13 protein-coding genes are annotated in these 18,515 nt (G+C 53.5%); 6 read left to right on the top strand and 7 right to left on the bottom strand.

Annotation, left to right across the window (positions count from 1 at the left end; translation table 11 throughout):
• Nucleotides 1-89 precede the first annotated feature (89 nt).
• Nucleotides 90-1,322, top strand: a complete 1,233-nt coding sequence (gene sbcD / locus O1Q98_RS16980; RefSeq protein WP_125258662.1) for an exonuclease subunit SbcD — start codon at nt 90-92, stop codon at nt 1,320-1,322.
• Nucleotides 1,319-5,002, top strand: coding sequence for an AAA family ATPase (locus O1Q98_RS16975; protein WP_125258661.1), 3,684 nt, complete (start codon nt 1,319-1,321; stop codon nt 5,000-5,002). Before sbcD ends, O1Q98_RS16975 begins: the two co-directional genes overlap by 4 nt.
• A 67-nt stretch (nt 5,003-5,069) precedes the next feature.
• Here O1Q98_RS16975 and mak read toward each other — a convergent pair whose 3' ends face one another.
• Nucleotides 5,070-5,990 (bottom strand): fructokinase, encoded by a 921-nt coding sequence (mak, locus tag O1Q98_RS16970; RefSeq protein ID WP_125258660.1) that lies wholly within the window; start codon nt 5,988-5,990, stop codon nt 5,070-5,072.
• 288 nt (nt 5,991-6,278) lie between these two features.
• On the opposite strand from mak, the gene rdgC reads away from it, so the two are divergent.
• Nucleotides 6,279-7,190, top strand: coding sequence for a recombination-associated protein RdgC (rdgC, locus tag O1Q98_RS16965; protein ID WP_125258659.1), 912 nt, complete (start codon nt 6,279-6,281; stop codon nt 7,188-7,190).
• 160 nt (nt 7,191-7,350) lie between these two features.
• Here rdgC and O1Q98_RS16960 read toward each other — a convergent pair whose 3' ends face one another.
• From O1Q98_RS16960 to O1Q98_RS16940, 5 genes are all read right to left on the bottom strand, one after another.
• Nucleotides 7,351-9,141, bottom strand: a complete 1,791-nt coding sequence (locus O1Q98_RS16960; protein WP_125258658.1) for a methyl-accepting chemotaxis protein — start codon at nt 9,139-9,141, stop codon at nt 7,351-7,353.
• Between the two features lie 618 nt (nt 9,142-9,759).
• Complete coding sequence (gene ppnP / locus O1Q98_RS16955) at nt 9,760-10,044, bottom strand: pyrimidine/purine nucleoside phosphorylase (protein WP_125258657.1); 285 nt, start codon at nt 10,042-10,044, stop codon at nt 9,760-9,762.
• Nucleotides 10,045-10,124: 80 nt separating this feature from the next.
• Entirely contained in the window at nt 10,125-10,646 is a 522-nt protein-coding gene (aroL, locus tag O1Q98_RS16950; RefSeq protein ID WP_125258656.1) for a shikimate kinase AroL, read from the bottom strand.
• 314 nt (nt 10,647-10,960) lie between these two features.
• Nucleotides 10,961-12,007, bottom strand: a complete 1,047-nt coding sequence (locus O1Q98_RS16945; RefSeq protein WP_125258655.1) for an asparaginase — start codon at nt 12,005-12,007, stop codon at nt 10,961-10,963.
• A 338-nt stretch (nt 12,008-12,345) separates the two neighbouring features.
• Nucleotides 12,346-13,449 carry a uroporphyrinogen decarboxylase/cobalamine-independent methonine synthase family protein gene (locus O1Q98_RS16940; RefSeq protein WP_125258654.1) on the bottom strand — a complete coding sequence of 368 codons (1,104 nt, stop codon included), beginning with the start codon at nt 13,447-13,449 and terminating at the stop codon, nt 12,346-12,348.
• 554 nt (nt 13,450-14,003) lie between these two features.
• On the opposite strand from O1Q98_RS16940, the gene O1Q98_RS16935 reads away from it, so the two are divergent.
• Nucleotides 14,004-14,660, top strand: a complete 657-nt coding sequence (locus tag O1Q98_RS16935; protein WP_125258653.1) for an HAD family hydrolase — start codon at nt 14,004-14,006, stop codon at nt 14,658-14,660.
• A gap of 16 nt (nt 14,661-14,676) precedes the next feature.
• On the opposite strand, the gene O1Q98_RS16930 is transcribed toward O1Q98_RS16935, so the two are convergent.
• A complete protein-coding gene (locus O1Q98_RS16930; protein WP_125258652.1) occupies nt 14,677-15,618 on the bottom strand; it encodes a LysR family transcriptional regulator in 942 nt (313 codons plus the stop codon).
• A gap of 176 nt (nt 15,619-15,794) precedes the next feature.
• Here O1Q98_RS16930 and O1Q98_RS16925 point away from each other — a divergent pair, with 176 nt between their 5' ends.
• Together O1Q98_RS16925 and O1Q98_RS16920 are read left to right on the top strand one after the other, a co-directional pair.
• Nucleotides 15,795-17,222 carry a M20 family metallopeptidase gene (locus O1Q98_RS16925; RefSeq protein WP_125258651.1) on the top strand — a complete coding sequence of 476 codons (1,428 nt, stop codon included), beginning with the start codon at nt 15,795-15,797 and terminating at the stop codon, nt 17,220-17,222.
• 8 nt (nt 17,223-17,230) lie between these two features.
• Nucleotides 17,231-18,502 carry an MFS transporter gene (locus O1Q98_RS16920; RefSeq protein WP_125258650.1) on the top strand — a complete coding sequence of 424 codons (1,272 nt, stop codon included), beginning with the start codon at nt 17,231-17,233 and terminating at the stop codon, nt 18,500-18,502.
• Nucleotides 18,503-18,515 lie beyond the last annotated feature (13 nt).

Here is an 18,515-nt window from a genome sequence, read left to right as displayed (position 1 = left end):
TATTGTTACAGAAACTGTCGTAACGCCTTATTGCTCGCCGGTGTCGGTAGCAATTAAGGCGTGGTTTGTACTCACCTGCAGGGAGTCACATGCGAATTATTCATACGTCTGACTGGCATCTTGGTCAGTACTTTTACACCCGCAGCCGCGCAGCTGAACATCAGGCTTTTCTGCACTGGCTGGTTTGTCAGGTAGAAACGCATCAGGCCGACGCATTAATAGTAGCAGGCGATGTGTTCGATAACGGTACACCGCCCAGTTACGCCCGTGAGATGTATAACCAGTTCGTCGTGGCCCTTCAGCCTACCGGCTGTCAGTTGATTGTTACCGGCGGTAATCACGACTCCGTTGCTACGCTCAATGAATCCCGTTCGCTGCTCGCCTGTCTCAATACCCGGGTCATCGCCGGTTTTGATGGCGATATTGAAGAACACATTCTGGTGCTGAATAACCGCAACGGCGAACCCGGCGCGATTTTGTGCGCCATACCGTTTTTGCGCGCCCGCGAGCTTTTTACCAGTAAAGCCGGGCAATCCGGCGAGCAAAAGCAGCAAGCATTACAAGAGGCCATCGCCAGCCATTATCAAGCCTGTTATCAGCATGCCTGCACATTACGCACCACGCTTGGGGAACATCTGCCGATTGTTATGACCGGGCACCTCACGACCGTTGGCGTGGCTACCTCGGACTCGGTACGCGATATTTATATTGGTACGCTGGATGCGTTCCCGGCACAGGCGTTTCCCCCTGCCGATTATATTGCTCTTGGCCATATTCACCGGCCACAACGCGTGGCGCAATGTGAGCATATTCGTTACAGCGGTGCCCCTATCGCCCTCAGCTTTGATGAACTCAATCACGAAAAGTCTGTCTATCTGGTGCATTTTGACCAAGGGAAATTACAGGATGTCAGTACCCTGGTTATCCCCGCAGAACAGCCGATGCAACTGGTGAAGGGCAATCTGGCGGAAATCGAGCGTCGATTGGCCGGTTTTCGCGACTATCAGGGCGAGAAACCCGTCTGGCTGGATATCGAAATCACCACCCAGGATTACCTCAGCGACATGCAGCAACACATTCAATCGCTAACCGCCTCGCTGAATGTGGATGTCCTGCTGCTGCGCCGGGCGCGAGAACAACAGCAACAAATGCTGGTACAGCTCGACACCGAAACGCTCGATGAACTGCAACCGACCGAGGTTTTCGAGCGGCGGCTGGCGCAAGAAACGGAACTTGATGACGCGCGTCGGCAGCGGTTGCGCACCCTATTTGGCAAAATTGTGCGGGACGTCGATGAACAGCGTCAGGAGGCCGGTGCATGAAAATCCTCAGTTTGCGGCTGAAAAATCTCAACTCCCTGCAAGGCGAATGGAAAATCGATTTCACGCGCGAGCCTTTTGCCAGCAACAGTCTGTTTGCTATCACTGGCCCGACCGGAGCGGGAAAAACCACGTTACTCGACGCAATCTGCCTTGCGCTCTACCATCAAACGCCGCGTCTAAAAGTCAGCCCCAGCCAGAATGAACTGATGACGCGACACACGGCCGATTGTCTGGCTGAAGTCGAGTTTGAAGTCAAAAACGTTGCCTATCGCGCTTTTTGGAGTCAACGGCGCGCGCATAACAGCCCGGAGGGTAACTTGCAGCCGCCCAGAGTCGAACTGGCTTTGTGCGCCGATGGCAAAATCCTCACGGATAAGGTGAACGATAAGCTGGCGATGATCGATGATATCACCGGCCTGGATTTCGATCGCTTTACCAAATCGATGATGTTGTCACAAGGGCAGTTTGCCGCTTTTCTCAATGCCGATGCCAACCAGCGTGCCGAATTGCTTGAAGAGCTCACCGGCACAGATATTTATGGGCAAATATCCGAGCAGGTATTTGAAAAACACAAGCAGGCGCATATTCAGCTCGACACACTGAAAGCCAAAGTCGCCACGCTTGAGCTTCTCAGCGATGAACAGCGCCGCGCGCTTGAACAACAGCTGGATTTTATTCGCCAGCAAGAACACGCCTTGTCGCTGCAACGAGAGGAAATTCTGACCCATCAACGCTGGCACGATACCCTGCTACAACACCAGCAAACACAGCGACAGGTAAAACAACAGCGCGAAGCGTTTGAACAGTTACAGCGCCAGTCACAGACCCAAATCGAAAAATTGCGCCGCAGCGAGCCTGCTGAAAAACTGCGCCCGCAGCTCAACGAACGCGAGCGCGCGCAAAAAGAGAAACAGCGGCTGCAAGCACAGCTGACCCTGTTGCGACAGCAGACAACCCGCCAGCAAGATGCGCTGAACCTACTGAAAATTCAGTTAGAAAAAGCGCTAATCGTGCGTAAGCAGCATGCCGAGCAGCGCCAGCAACAAGAGACGCTCATCAATGAACGCGTCCAGCCTCTTGATCATCAAATCGCTACGCTACAAACCCAGCGCACGCAACAACAACAGGCGCTCGACAGCCTGCTGGAGCAGCAAAAAACGCTGATTGCCACGCTTTCCAGAGTGCAACGCCAGCGCGAGCAAACCCAACAACAGCTGGCGGAAGTAGAAAACTACCGCCAGCAACATCACAGCCATCAGTACCTCGGCAGCCATATTCCGCTCTGGCAAGCGCAATTTCCTCAGCAGCAAAAATGGCAACAGGACTTATTGGTCTGGCAGGAAAAAAAAGCGCAGCAACAGATTCAATCAGAATACCTTGAACAGCAGTATCAACTGCTGACGGAAAAACAGCTTGCCCAGCAAAAAGCCTGTGAGCGCGCCCGGCAATTACTGAGCGAACACCAGCAACACAACACGCAACAAGAAGAGAGCCAACCGCTGGAGACGCTGCGCCAGCAACTGGAGTCTCACGTCGCCCAACAGTCCGATCGCCAGCAGCTAGCCACGCACAGCGCCGTGCTACAACAGTTACTGAGCCAGCGCACCTCGCTTGAAGCACAGTATCTCGATACCCAACGGCGCATTGAGGCGCTTGAGCAACAGCAAACGCAGTTGCGGCAGGCACATCAACGTCAGGCGGAGCATTTGACCGATCTGGAAAAACGGCATGAATTAGAACTGCGCATTGTGAGTCTGGAAAATGAGCGCCAGCAATTGCAACCGGGTAAAGAGTGCCCGTTGTGCGGCGCAACGCATCATCCTGCCGTGGCGCGTTATCAGGCACTGCGCCCCAGTGAAACCCAGATACGGTTACATGCGCTGCGTCAGGAGGTCGAAACGCTGCAAGCAAGCGTCGTACAAGCGACCACACAATTGCAGTTACAGGAGCAACAACGCCAACAGCAGCAAAACGCTATCCAGCGCGTACAGCATGATTTTGATGTCCTGCTGCAACAGTGCCAGATCGTTAGTAAACGCTTACTGATTGATTTTGATCCGCTACAAAGCGTCACCCTGAACCAGTGGCTGGAAGATGCCGTCACCAAAGAGCAAGCGCTACAATCACATATCGCCAGCCGCGAGCGCAGCCTGCGCCATATTCAGGAAAGTAAGGATTTACTCACATCCGCCGAGCAGTTGTTGTCTCACACACAACAACAACTGGCCCTGAACGCCCAGCAACGCCATGCATTGCAACAGGCGCAGGATGAGTTACGTCTATCGCTGGATAAAACCGAACGTGAGTTACAGCGTCTGCATGACAGCATCAGCCAGACGCTGGCCATATTCCAGTTGCAGGCCCCGGTGCTTGAGCACCAAGAAGCGTGGCTACGCCAACGTCAAACTGAGTGGTTACGCTGGCAAGAAAGCGAGCTCGAACAAAATCGCTGCCAGCCGCAACTGGCGGCTCAGGAAGCAGAAATCGCAGCCAGCCAGCAGCGTTTAACGGATGTAGACGCCGCGTTAATGACCGGCCAACAGCAATTGGCCGACACCCTAAGCGTCCTCGACAACGCGCGCCAGCAACGCTGGCAATTGATGGGCAACCAGAGCATCAGCGATATGCTGGCTCAATTACGCCAGCAAAGTCAGGCGCTGGAACAAGATGTTCAGCAAGCGCAGCAACAGTGGCAACAGGCACAATCGCTATCCAGCCGTTTGAGTGGCGAAGTCGCCTCGCTGGAACAACAAGAGCAGCATGTTGAAAACCAGTTACAGCAGGCGATAGGCGCGTTCAGCGCCGCCTTGAACGCGGCCGGATTTGCTGATGAAACCGCCTTTGGTTACGCCTTGCTCAATGAAACAGAGCGCACACAGCTACTGGCACTGGAAGAGAAGCTAAAACAGCGAGCACAGCAGGTTGATGCCCTGCAACAACAGGCGGATAGCGCACTGGAGCAGCATATGCGCGCGCGCCCGGAATCGATGCCTGATGATGTCAACCAGGAAGATATCCGCCAGTTACTTTTAAGCCTGGGTGCGATGGCCAAAGCCGAAGTGTCACAACAAGGTGAATTGCAGCAACAGCTGGCAAGCGACCAGCAGCGGCGCGAGAAACAGCGGGTATTGCTTGAAGCGATTGCCCGCGCGGAGTTGACTTGCGAAGACTTAGGCTACCTCAACCAGTTAATTGGTTCGCAAAAAGGTGACAAATTCCGACGTTTTGCCCAGGGCCTCACGTTGGATCATCTGGTGTTCTTAGCCAACCGCCAGTTAGCCCGGTTGCATGGCCGCTACCTGTTGCAACGCAAGACATCCGATACGCTGGAATTACAGGTTGCGGACACCTGGCAGGCCGATGCCGTGCGTGATACCCGTACCTTGTCCGGGGGGGAAAGCTTTTTGGTCAGTCTGGCGCTGGCGCTGGCACTCTCTGATTTGGTGAGTGCGAAAACCCGCATTGACTCACTCTTTCTTGATGAAGGCTTCGGCACGTTGGATGGCGAAACGCTGGATACCGCGTTAGATGTGCTGGATAACCTGAATGCATCAGGTAAAACCATTGGCGTTATCAGCCATGTGGAAGCCATGAAAGACCGCATTCACGTGCAGATTCGCGTTAAAAAACGCAATGGCCTTGGCATTAGCCAGCTTGATAGCGTGTACGCAGTAAAATAGCGCATACGCCATAAAATAGACGTAACCATGGGGCGTTAAGCCCCATGCCGTCCATGTGGCCTGTGTTTCACGCAGGCGCTACCTCTGGCGGCCATAGCCAGGCCGCGCCTCGCACGCCGCTGGAATCACCGTGACGCGCTTGTCTAATCGGCGTATCGCACTCGCCACCAAATACCCACGCAGGCAGCAACGTCGGTACCGTGTCATACCAGCGTGAAACATTACTCATGCCGCCGCCAAGTACAATCACATCCGGGTCGAGCACATTAACAATATGCGCCAGCGATTTGGCAAGCCGCTGTTCGTAACGCTGCATCGCCCATTCGGCCTGCTCATCACCCGCTTGCGCCAGTGCCACTATTTCTTGTGCCACCGCCTGTTGACCGCTGAAGTGCCGGTAGTCAGCGCTAAACCCGGTTCCAGAAATAAACGATTCGATGCAGCCCGTGCGACCACAATAACAGCGCGTCTGCTGCTGATAGTGCCACTCATCAGCATCCATCCACGGTAAGGGATTGTGACCCCACTCACCGGCCACGCCGTTACGCCCACTATGCACCTGACCGTGAAACGCCATGCCTGCGCCACACCCGGTGCCAATAATCACTGCGAAGACCTTCTCCGCGCCCGCCGCCGCACCATCGACGGCCTCAGAGACGGCAAAACAATTGGCATCATTGGCAACCTTCACCGGGCGAGCCAGTAACTCCGCTAAATCATGGTCAAGCGGTTGCTGATTCAGCCAGACCGAATTGGCATTCTTTACCCGTCCTGTCACAGGCGATAGCGTGCCGGGTATGCCAACCCCTACCGTGCCACGCTGCCCCGTCACTTGCTCGGCCATCGCCACCAGCGATGCTATAGCCTGTAACGTTTGCCGATAATCATGACGCGGCGTTGCAATCCGATGACGGAAAAGCGTCTCACCCTGATGGGTCAGCGCGATCACCTCAATTTTTGTGCCACCCAAATCAATGCCTATTCGCACATTACCTCCCAGGATTCCCATATGCCTGTGGGATACACATGCCGCCGTCTTCACACGCCCCTCATCGGGCAATGCAATACGCGGAATACCGATGACTCAAGGCAGACCGACTATGGCTGCGGTTAGCCGCCGTCGCCCGCCTCGTTGATGATGACATTATCGTACCTTCATACACCACAATTCGTTATCATGCCCGCCATGAATAACCCCTGCGTCTGTCTCGGTTCATCATTCTCGTTGAGAATCACGTAAACCGCATACAACAGATGCCCCCATCTGGGAATAAACATGCTCTGGTTTAAAAATTTGATGGTCTATCGCCTGAATCGCGATATCCATCTCACGGCCGATGCCCTGGAAACACAGTTGGCATCTTGCGCTTTTACACCTTGCGGCAGTCAGGATATGACGAAAACCGGCTGGGTTCCGCCCATGGGGCCACACAGTGATGCCCTGACACATGCCGCCAACGGCCAAATTCTTATTTGTGCGCGTAAAGAAGAAAAAATGCTGCCGTCCCCGGTTATCAAACAAGCGTTGCAGGCAAAAATCGATAAGCTTGAAGGCGAGCAGCATCGCAAACTGAAGAAAACCGAGAAAGACGCGCTGAAAGATGAAATTCTGCACAGCCTGTTGCCCCGCGCGTTCAGCCGGTTTAGTCAGGTCTCGCTGTGGATAGATACCGTTAATCACCTCATCATGGTCGATGCCGCCAGCGCCAAAAAAGCGGAAGATACGCTGGCGCTGCTGCGTAAAACGCTAGGCTCACTCCCCGTCGTGCCGTTGACAATGGAAAACCCTATCGAGCTCACCATGACGCAATGGGTTCGCTCCGGCAGCACGTCCGTCGGTTTCACCTTACAAGATGAGGCGGAGCTAAAAGCACTGCTGGAAGATGGTGGCGTTATTCGCTGCAAAAAGCAGGAATTGGTCAGCGATGAAATCGCCACACATATTGAGGCCGGAAAAGTTGTGACGAAGCTGGCGCTGGACTGGCAGGAGCGCATCCAGTTTGTCCTGGCCGATGATGGTTCGCTCAAACGCTTGAAGTTCGCTGACACGCTGCGCGAACAAAACGACGATATTGATCGTGATGATGTGGCCCAGCGCTTTGACGCTGACTTTACCCTGATGACAGGCGAAGTCGCTGCGCTGATAAGCAGTCTGAGCGAGGCTTTGGGTGGCGAAGCGCAGCGTTAAACCCGTGTTGCCGGGTTCACTGCGATTGCTCAGGGATAACAAAGCACGGTGACGGTCACTCAGGGTGACGGCATGGATGGCATAAAAGTAAACACCTGCCCGCGCTAAAAAGCGGGGGCAGGTGTTTGACGCTTAACGCCAGCGCTGGCGTTAGAGACGATTACAACTTGAAGTGGCTGATAGACGAGTGCAGCTCTTCGGATTGCGACTGCAATGAGGCAAAGGCAGATGCCGCCTCCTGCACCATCGCCGCGTTTTGCTGCACCATAGAGTCTAGCTGCGCCACCGCTTTATTGATTTCCTGAATACCGCGCATCTGCTCTTCCGAGGCATGGGTAATTTCAGACATCACCGTTGTCACCGACGACACGCCGCCAACAATTTCACTCATGGTATTTCCCGCCTGGCGTACCTGACGAGAGCCCGCATTCACGCTCTGTACCGTTGACTCAATCAGCACTTTAATCTCTTTCGCCGCTTGCGCACTGCGTTGTGCCAATGAACGCACTTCACCGGCAACCACAGCAAACCCTCGGCCCTGCTCACCCGCACGCGCAGCTTCCACTGCGGCGTTAAGCGCCAGAATATTGGTCTGGAAGGCAATACCATCAATGACGCCGATAATGTCGCCGATTTTCCCGGACGCCACTTCGATTTCTTCCATGGTGTTGATAACCTCGGAAACCACTTTCCCACCGGTACCGGCATCATTTGCCAGCGCCAGCGCGCGATCATTCACCTGCCGAGCCGAGCCAGCTGACTGCGTGACCGTGGCAGAAATCTGCTCCAGCGCAGCAGCCGTCTGTTGCAGGCTGGCAGCGGCGGCGTCGGTACGCGAGGCCAAATCGTTGTTACCCGATGCAACTTCATCGGTAGCGCTCTGCAAGGACGCACTGATATCGCGGATTTGCAGCATGATCATGCTGAGTTTATCGACGAACGTGTTAAAAGAGCGGGCAATTTGCGTCACTTCATCATGGCCGTCATCCGGTAAGCGTTGGGTCAGGTCATTATTACCGTGGCTGATATCATCCATCGCATCACGAATCAGCGACAGACGCTTGAGCGAGGCATTCACCAGCAGGCCCAGGATGATCGTACCCAGAATACTGATAACCAGCAGAGTCACTACCGATGTCCACAGCAGAGAGCTCATTCCGGCTGTCGCTTCCGCTTTATCCAGCGCCACCAGTACGTACCAGTCAGTGCCTGCCACCAACTGCGTTCTCACCAGCATATCTCTGCCGCTGATACTTAACTGTACCGGTCGGTCGGATTTCAGGATTTGCGCCAGATTGACCACAGGGGCAATTTCGGTGAGTTTTTTAAGCGTAAGTTTGGCATCAGGGTGCGCGATAATCGTGCCATCAGCCTGAATCAACACGCCGTAGCTGGATGGCGTCGGGCGGATAGATTTCACGTTGGCGATGACGCTGTCCATGGTGACATCACTACCGAGTACGCCTTTTACCGTGCTGCCATCCAGTACCGGTGCAACGAACGACACCACAATCGTGTTGGTCGCCATATCCAGATAAGGCGCTGTCGCCACCGCCTTCCCTTCCCTGACCGCCTGCTGATACCAGGGGCGTACGGTTGGGTCATAATTAGCAGGAATACCGCCGGGGTCGGAAAATTTGGCCGTATGGCTGGCGTATCCCATATACACGTTAATAAAACCGCCCGCTAACGCCATTTGTTTAAACATCGGTATCGGGTCGTCATTGCTCAAAGCGACAGCATTGAGTGACGTAATGATTTGCTTCTTCGACGTCACCCAGTCACTAATAGCTAAACTATGCCCGGCAGTCACTGCCGTCAGCAAATTATTAATTGATTCATCATTGTATTTATCCGTTACCCGGTAATTTAAGAAGGTATTTACAACCAGAGAAAACACAATGATAGCGGTACAAACAACCAGAATTCGAGCACGAATAGTTTTAAGCATAGTGACCACATCATTATTGAAATGATTTTTCAAATAACCAAAACCCTTGCCCTATTAAAATACAGGGCGCACCCATCAGTAAGCCATGACACACGAAACCAGCACTCTCTTAACCAGCACTATCTCCTCCTTTAATTCGGCTCTGCACTACCACAAGCAGAAGAAAGGACTACTTACAGGAAAATACAATGGCTGGAGAAAGATTTACAGACTTATCTGCAATTTTTTTGCATAAAAGACGCGTTGCGAAGCTACGCTATCGCCAGAGTATTATGCTGAACAGTTATGACAGAAATACGTGATAGTAAAGATAAGAATGAGATATATAAAAAATAGCTATTGCACGCATAAATAATTATTACTCGAAATTATCACTTAATTCCAAATAAGCACTATACGTAGCGCGCACAACCGGGGGAATACCGTTATCGCGAGGTGTTGTTTACTCTGCGTCCATCCAACGTATTAGGCAAGTCATACACCATACTGATTACCATAACACTCTATATTGTTATAGCGCATTGTTATGACATATTGCTATGACACACAGTTATGACAATCAGGCAAGGCTGCCATAAATGGCAGCCCGAAATCATGAGTTCAATGCGATTAAAAAGATTACAGGTAGCGGCACAGATAAGAAGACGGTTCTGCCACTTTCAATTTAAATTCGCTGTTTGCCGGCACATTAAAAATGTCGCCAGCTTCAAATAACTGCCAGTCTTGCGCCCCCGGCAACAACACATCCAGAGCGCCGCTTACCACCGTCATCTCCTCCGCCTGCCCGGTGCCGAACGTGTATTCGCCCGCGTCCATGACCCCAACACTGGCGCGACCGATACGGCTGCCATCAAAACCGATGGATTTGACTTTCCCGTCAAAGTATTCATTTACATTCAACATAATGCCTAACCTTTGTGTGAAAAACATTTGTGTAAAAAATATTTGTGTGAAAAACGTTCTGTTAAAAAATCAACGCGCCATCAGGCTGCGGGTAAACGCAGCGTCTGTAACAATTCGCAGACGATACTATCAGGTGAGCGCGTCGCATCCACCACATGGTGGGCAACGCCTTGATATAACGCCTCCCGTTCTGCCAGCACCGCTTCCATTTCCTCGGCAATAGGCCGGCCGGTTAAGGTCGGACGCTGATGAGCTTGCGGGCTGGCCTCTAAGCGCCTTGCCAGTGCATGTGCCGGTGCGTGCAGGTAAATGACAATGCCTTTATCACGCATAAATTGACGGTTTTGCGCCAGCAATACCATACCGCCACCGGTCGCAACAATTTGATTTGGCTGCGTTACCGCTTGCAGCGCGGCGCTCTCACGCAGCCGGAATCCCGGCCAACCTTCAGCAGCCACCACATCAGCCACCGTCAGGCCACTGCTTTGCTGCATAAAGATATCCGTATCGACAAACGCATAACCAAGTGCACGTGCCAATTCGCCGCCTACGGTGGTTTTTCCACACCCTCTGGCACCGACCATAAAAATGGGTTGTGTCATATCACAACATATCCTTATTTTTCCGGGTACAGCCATCTGCGGCGTCTGTTGCCAAAGACCGTTGCCCGTAGAACCAAGAGCAGAATCATACAGGCAAAAATCCACATTAAGAAAGCCTCCAATCCTGTCGGATTCGGGGAAAGCCACTTCACGCCAGCATTGCCAGAAAACCCAGCACAACACGCTACGCCTAAAGTTAAACGTGGTGAGTTAAGCCAGTTTCGCCAGCACCAATAATCAGGCCACCTTGCGGTGGCCTGATTGAATAACACAGATTGAATAACACAGATTGCACCCTGCTATGCAGGAAGCACTCAGTAGCTATGGAAATAATCCTGAATCATCGCCGGATCGCTGGTGCGTGTCAGTGCCAGCATCAACAAGATACGTGCATGCGCCGGATTGAGCGAGTCAGAAACCAGGCCCGGCAACGCGTCATCCGGCGGGACAATGCCATTACCGGTACGGGTTGAGCGCACGACAACAATGCCTTTCTGCTGTGCTTTACGCATTCCCGCCTCGCCACGCACAGAAACCGAACCCGCGCCCATGCCAGCATAAACAAGACCTTTTACGCCATGGCTAATCGCCGCGTCATACAGATACTCAGGATCATCCTGATAACCGTAGAGAATATCGACTTTCGGCAGCGAAGAGAGGCCGCGCACATCGAATACCGAACGCGTAGTGTGAACTTTATCAATACGGTTTTGATAGTAGATGCGATTGCCAATCACCACCCCAAGATACCCTTCTTCGTTAGCACGGAAGGTGTCCAGCGTTGAGGCATTGGTCTTAGTGATATAACGCGCAGAACCGATGCGGTCATTCAGCACGACCAGCACACCACGGCCACGAGATTGCTTATCGCCCGCGACACGCACCGCTTCCAGCAGGTTCATCGGGCCATCCGCGCTGATGGCCGTCGCCGGACGCATTGCCGCCGCAAACACGACCGGTTTGTCGCTTTTTACCGTCAATTGCAGGAAGTAAGCCGACTCTTCCAGCGTATCGGTACCGTGAGTAATCACCACACCGTCAACATCGCTGCGCGCCAGTAACTCGTTAACATGCTGGCTTAATTTCAACACCACATCGCCGGTCATGTTTTCACTGGCCATGTTCGAGAACTGCTCTCCCCGCACATTCGCCACGGTTTTCAATTCAGGCACGGCGTTGATGAGCTTTTCCACGCCCAACGCACCCGCTTTATAGCCCGTGGTTTGAGTGACGGTTGCCGCAGAACCCGCGATAGTGCCACCGGTGGCCAGAATAACAATGTTCGGCAGTTTTTCTGCCGCAGTCGCCGTAAAGACAAAGAAGAAAACAATAACAAACAAAGATTTAATAAATCTTTCCATCATGTATTCCCTTATTGGGTCAGAGGGCAAACAGGCAGGTTTCCTGCTCATCGCACGGATGACTACCGTTCGCTTTCTTATTGAGAAACACTCATGCTGTCAGCCGCAGCCGACATCGGCGCTTATGTTGCAGCGCCACTACGGGTCTGTATAGCCCGGATGTGTTAACTGGAGAGCCCGATCACTGAATCACCGGAGATGTTTAGCCGTGTTGATTAAAAAATGGCGCTCATGCGTTATCGCGGCTTCAGGCTTGACTCTTCACGCACTGAAATCTTCATACACCAAAAGCCTCACACGGCGAAACTGCGGGAAATCACATAAAAAACAGGGGTATATCACTCAGGAAACGTCCAAACCTGGCGGGCGATATCGACCATATTACGCAGTTTGGCCCACTGCTGCTCTTCACTCATCTGTTGATTATCACAATGTCTGAAACCACATTTCGGGCTGATAGCCAGTTGATGTAGCGGCACATACAGTGAGGCGGTATTGATGGCCATTTTGATTGAGCCCGCCTGTTCCAGCGCGCTGTTTTGCGCATCCACAACACCAAGCACGACTTTTTGCTCGCCCACTTTACGGAGCGGCTCAAGCCCCACCGAGCGCGAATCATCATATTCAATAAACAAACTATCCACCGCCAGGTTTGCCATCGCATACGTCATCACATCCCGTCCGACGCCATGAACCCAATTAGGGGCAAAACGGCGGCAGCAGATATGCAGGCTGATATACATATCATGCGGGCGTTCGGCCAATGCCTGGTTGAGGTTGCGAACACATAGCGCCAGCAGATCAGGCAAGGCGAGCCCTGTTGCTTGTTCATATACCGCAATCCGGCTATCGCAGAGACGGGCCCAAAACGGATCATCAAGTTGCAAATAGCGGCAACCTTGTCGATAAAACGCCTGAATAATGGTGCGGTAAAGGGCAATCAGGTCATCACAAAACAGCGAGAGTGACGAATATGCCGCATTCTGGCGAATGGAGGGGTACATCAGCATATTTGGGCTCGGCAACACCTGTTTTGCCATAATGCGGCCATCAGGGGCTACCGCCTGATGCAAGAAACGATAATGAGTCAGAAAAGGATGATCGGCAGGAAAACGCAATTTATCCGTCACCTGTAAGGAGAAGGGCGCGTCATCGTCTGGTCGGTTGAATTCGTCGAACGCAATACCGTCAAGGCCGGAAAAAAAATCCGCCATACCGTTTACAGCGCGTAATTCGCCATCGGTTATCGCCATCAACCCACACGCTTTCTGGCAGGCAACAACCCGTGTCACCTCTTCATTCTCAATTTCGGTCAGCCTATCGTGAGTTATCGTTCCCTGCTTCCATGCACTACGCGCCTGAGCCAAACGGCAAGGCACCAAAAAGCTGCCCACATGCTCTGCATGGAATGGTGGATAAGGTTTCTTTAATGTGCGATACATCTCACGCATCCTTTTGGTTAACACAGTGCATCTCAGTGCGGTTTTCAGCGCATCACTATACGATTAGGCAATCGCTCCGCCCATCGGCAGGATAAACGAAAACACCTTCCAGCAATTACATAATCAAATCAACTATTCGTTTGCTATGTTTATGTCCACGTTTATAGCCGGGTTTACCGCCCGGAATTTATCTCGGGTGGCAATTCTCTCTCGGGCAAGGCCCACGGCATTAAATTCCGCGCCGCTAAAAATGCTATCCCTATGGTGCAACGAATACGTCCTGCCAATTCGCGCAACCATGCCGTGTTATATTTAATTCACGACCACAGTTAAATCAATAAAAAACAATAAGTTAAAATCACACATACGGTGTTTCACCTCACACTATTAGCATAAAACACCAACTGTAACAAAAATGTCACAATAAGAGGTAATAAGGATACCGTGTTCTTGATTAAAGACTGGCCGGACATGCCAGCAGCCCACTCGGGTATTATTGGCTTATCATGGCTGCATACAGAGCAACATCAGACGCGACAACGCTGGAGAACAAGATGGAACTGGCACTATTTGATCTCGATGAAACGCTAATCAGTGCAGATAGCACCGGGTTATGGCTACGCTGGCTTGTCTCAAAAGGGCGCGCCAATGAAAGCCTGTTGCAGCAAGAGCAGCAGCTCATGCAGCGCTACTATCAGGGAACATTAGCCATCGAAGAGTATATGCAACTGTCACTGTCGCCGTTAACGGGTCTACCTATCGATGTAGTCAACGCCTGGGCAGAGGTCTTTATCACACAGGAGATTTTGCCGCGCTATTACCCGCAGGCCCAAGAGCGACTGGCCTGGCATCGTCAACGTGGCGACACCGTGGTGGTGATTTCCGCCAGCGGCGAACACCTGGTCGCGCCTATCGCCCGCAGGTTGGGGGCGGATGATGCGCTCGCCATCGGCGTCACACTCGATGGCGGCATGATTACCGGACAAATCCACGGCACTCCGACCTATCAGGAGGGGAAAGTCGCGCGTCTTCGTCAATGGTGTGCACAGCGCACAGGCAAGCCATTTACCCGTCTTCATGGCTACAGTGACTCGCTTAATGACCGCGCGATGCTGGCATGGGTCGATGAAGCCTATGTGATTAACCCGGCCCCCGAGCTGGCTGCGTTGGCCACAAGCCAGCACTGGCATATTTGCCGCTGGCAGCACTAATTTACCGCTGGCAGCACTAACGCTCGGCTGCAGGAATGGGCCCTGTCGTGGCCGTCACCTGAGCCTGTTCATTGCCCAACTCATCGGCCACAAAACGGATGAAATGGCGTAATGCGGCCGAGCGGTGCTGACCGGTGCGCGTCTGCATCTGTAAACTGCGCTGGGTTAACGGCTCGCTGCGTACGGGTTTTAGCAGTAACCCGTCTTCACGTACCCGGTAGAACACGGAGAAATGGCTACAGGCGGTAATAGCCTGCGGCGTCTGTTGCATAAAGGCGTACAGCGCCGAGAAATTGTTGCAACTCAGCGCCGGCTCGAGGAAGGTTCCGCTCATACGGCACGCCAGATCGATCAACTGGCGAACCGTTGTTCCCGACGGCGGCAACCCCAGCGGATAATCGTGTAAATCCTCCAGTTGTACTTCCCGTGTTGCCAGAGGATGGCTCGGGTGCATCAATAATAATACCGGCGCAGGCCAGGCGTTGACGACGTCAACGCCTCTCTCTGGTGACAGGCTAAATTGAAAGGCCAGCTCGCACTCGCCGCTGCGCACCATGTCTGACACCTGTTGCGCGCTGCCAACCTGCAATAAAAATGTCACCGCCGGGTTATGTTGCCGAAAACGCGCAAATAACCCCGGCAAGAGGTCAAAGGCCATCCCTTCCGTACCCGCGACCCTGACCACGCTACGGCGCACCGCCTTCAATCCTTGAATTTCCGCTATCGCATAGTCCATGTCTCGCATGCTTTTACGCACATGGTTTTCTAATATTTGCCCGGCATCGGTCAGTACCATTCCGCGAGCATGACGTTCGAACAACGTCGCACCAATGCGCTCTTCCAGTTTGTGGATTTTCCGGCTGATGGCAGAAACCGCAACAAACAGTTGCTGGCTGGCCGCCCGTAATGAACCGCTATTGGCTACCGCCAGAAAGTACCGAATCTCGCTACTGTGCATACAACGCCCCTAAAAACGGCAAACGGCTAAGTTGCCTCATTTTCGTGCAGACAAGCCTTATATAAAAAGCAAGGCTTACTTGCAATTATTATTATTGTGGCAATGCTGACGATGAATTAGAACGGAACAGACAACATCACATGACATAAAAAAACACCATCACAACAGGGGATATCATGACAACACCGGCGGTTATTCAGCAGGCGCTGGACTATTTTGACAGCGGCCAATTTCGCGACGTGCTGGCACGGCGCATTGCCATCGCCAGCGAAAGCCAGCGTTCAGACAGCCATGCCATGCTGGAGCGCTATCTAAACCAGGAAATCATTCCTGCGCTACAGGCGATGGCGTTTGAGATAGCGCGCATCGACAACCCCTCCTCCCCGCAACATCCCTTCCTGATAGCCTCACGAATCGAAGACCCGTCCCTGCCGACATTACTGTGTTACGGCCACGGTGATGTGGTTTTTGGCGACGATGCGCATTGGAGCGACGGGCTCTCCCCCTGGCAACTGGTAGAGCAGGACGGAAAATGGTACGGGCGCGGCAGTGCCGACAACAAAGGCCAGCACTCCATTAATCTGGCCGCGATGGAACAGGTGTTTCACGCGCGTGGCGGGCGGCTTGGTTTTAACTGTAAATGGCTCTTTGAGATGGGTGAAGAAGTCAGTTCACCGGGGCTTGCGCACGTGTGCCAGCAGTATGGCGATATGCTGCGCGCTGACCTTTTTATCGCCTCTGACGGCCCGCGTCTGAATGCCGAACGCCCGACGCTGTTTCTGGGGTCACGCGGCTGCGTTAATTTCCGGCTCACGCTGCACGCCCGCTCGCGAGATTACCACTCCGGCAATTGGGGTGGCCTGTTGAGCAACCCGGGAACGCAACTGGCTAACGCTATCGCCTGCCTGGTGAATCAGCACGGTCAAATGCAGGTACAGGCGCTAAAACCCCCGAAACTAACGGCCGCGTTACGCACAATTTTGGCTGATATCGAACCGGCGGGTAAACCGACCGATCCGGTGATTGACCCGGAGTGGGGCGAGGCGGGATTAAGTCCGTCAGAACGTTTGTTTGGCTGGAACACCTTGGAAGTGCTGTCGTTTCTCACCGGCAATCCACAACGCCCAATGAACGCGATCCCCGGCCACGCCAGCGCCGTTTGCCAACTGCGGTTCGTTGTCGGCACGGACTGGCAAAACCTCACCCGGCACATCCGCCAGCATCTTGATGCGCATGGCTTTACTCAGGTAGAAATCAGCGACGTACGCGGCACCCCCGCCACCCGACTTGACCCCACCTCACCACTGGTCAACTGGGCGCTGGCGTTGATGCAACAAACCTGTGGTAAAAAACCGGCGCTGTTACCGAATCTCGGCGGCTCGCTGCCAAATGATGTGTTTGCCGACATCCTCGGCCTGCCGACGCTTTGGGTACCGCACTCCTATCCCGCCTGCGGTCAGCACGCGGTCGATGAACATCTGCCCGTCAGCCTTGCCCGTGAAGGTTTGCAAATCATGACGTGCCTGTTCTGGGAATTGGGCGAGCAGGGCCACACCCTGCTGGCGCAACAGCACGCTCATCGTAGCCCACACCACGCCTGCTGAGGTGAATCATGACAACGTTATCTGTCGCATCGCCTCATGGCGTGCGCCCCAGTTTGTATAAAACGCTGTTTGCCACCTGTATCGGCAACGCGCTGGAATGGTTCGACATCGCAGTTTACGGCTTTTTTGCCAATTCTATCGCTCAGGCGTTTTTCCCGACGAAAGATCAGGCCGTCTCGTTATTGCTGACCTTCGGCAGCTTTGGCGTGTCATTTTTAATCCGCCCACTCGGTGCGGTGGTATTAGGTGCCTACGCGGATAAAGCCGGGCGTAAAGCATCGCTGCTGCTCTCTATCAGCTTAATGTTGCTGGGCGGCGCAATGATAACGTTTATGCCTACCTATGCCAGTATTGGCCTGATAGCTCCGCTGCTGATTATGCTGGCACGGCTCATTCAGGGATTTTCCGCCGGTGGCGAGTTCGGCAGTTCGACCGCCTTTCTGGTCGAGCACTTTCCTGAACGTCGGGCATTTATCGCCAGTTGGCAATTCGCCACCCAGGGAGTCAGCACGCTGCTGGCCTCAGCCTTCGGCCTCGGGTTATCCCAGTGGCTGACTGACGCACAAATTCAGCAATGGGGCTGGCGCGTGCCGTTTGCCTTTGGGTTGCTCATCGGCCCGGTCGGTCTCTACATTCGCCGCCACGTGCATGAACCGTCAGACTTCAAACAGGCCCAGAAGACGCACGCCCCGGTGAAGGCGCTTTTTACCCGCCAGAAAGCGCTGTTTCTCATTGCCGTAGGGTTGATGATTATTTCGACCGCCATCAACTATATGCTGAACTACGTGCCGACATATGCCACGAAAACACTGCATCTGCCAGCAAGCACGGCCTTTAGCGCCACACTGTTCGCAGGCTTGATTTTGACGATTGTCACGCCGCTGGTTGGCCTATGGGCAGAGAAAATTGGCCGCCTGCCGCTGATGTGGGGGGCATTACTGCTACTGGCCGTTACGGTCTATCCCGCCTTTTGGCTAATGACACAATACCTATCAGCCACAGCGCTTATCATCGTCGTCAGTTGGATGGCCTTGCTCAAATCGGTCTACTTCTCAACGGTGCCATCAATGATGGCGGATTTGTTTCCTATCTCGACCCGCGCCAGCGGAATGGCCATCAGCTATAACGTAGCGGTGACAGTCTTCGGCGGCTTTGCCCCCTTCATCTGCACCCTACTTATCAGTGTGACCGGCAGTAGCCTTGCCCCCAGTTACTACCTGATGATAGCTGCGCTCATGAGCCTGCTGGCGCTATGGCAAGCGCGACAACGCCTGCCATAACGCCAATCGGGTG

Origin of the sequence: Dickeya lacustris (assembly GCF_029635795.1) — a bacterium.
In the GTDB taxonomy this organism is placed as follows: Bacteria; Pseudomonadota; Gammaproteobacteria; order Enterobacterales; family Enterobacteriaceae; genus Dickeya; species Dickeya lacustris.
The sequence above is the reverse complement of the archived record's forward strand: the minus strand, read 5'-3'. Positions and strand labels throughout refer to the sequence as shown.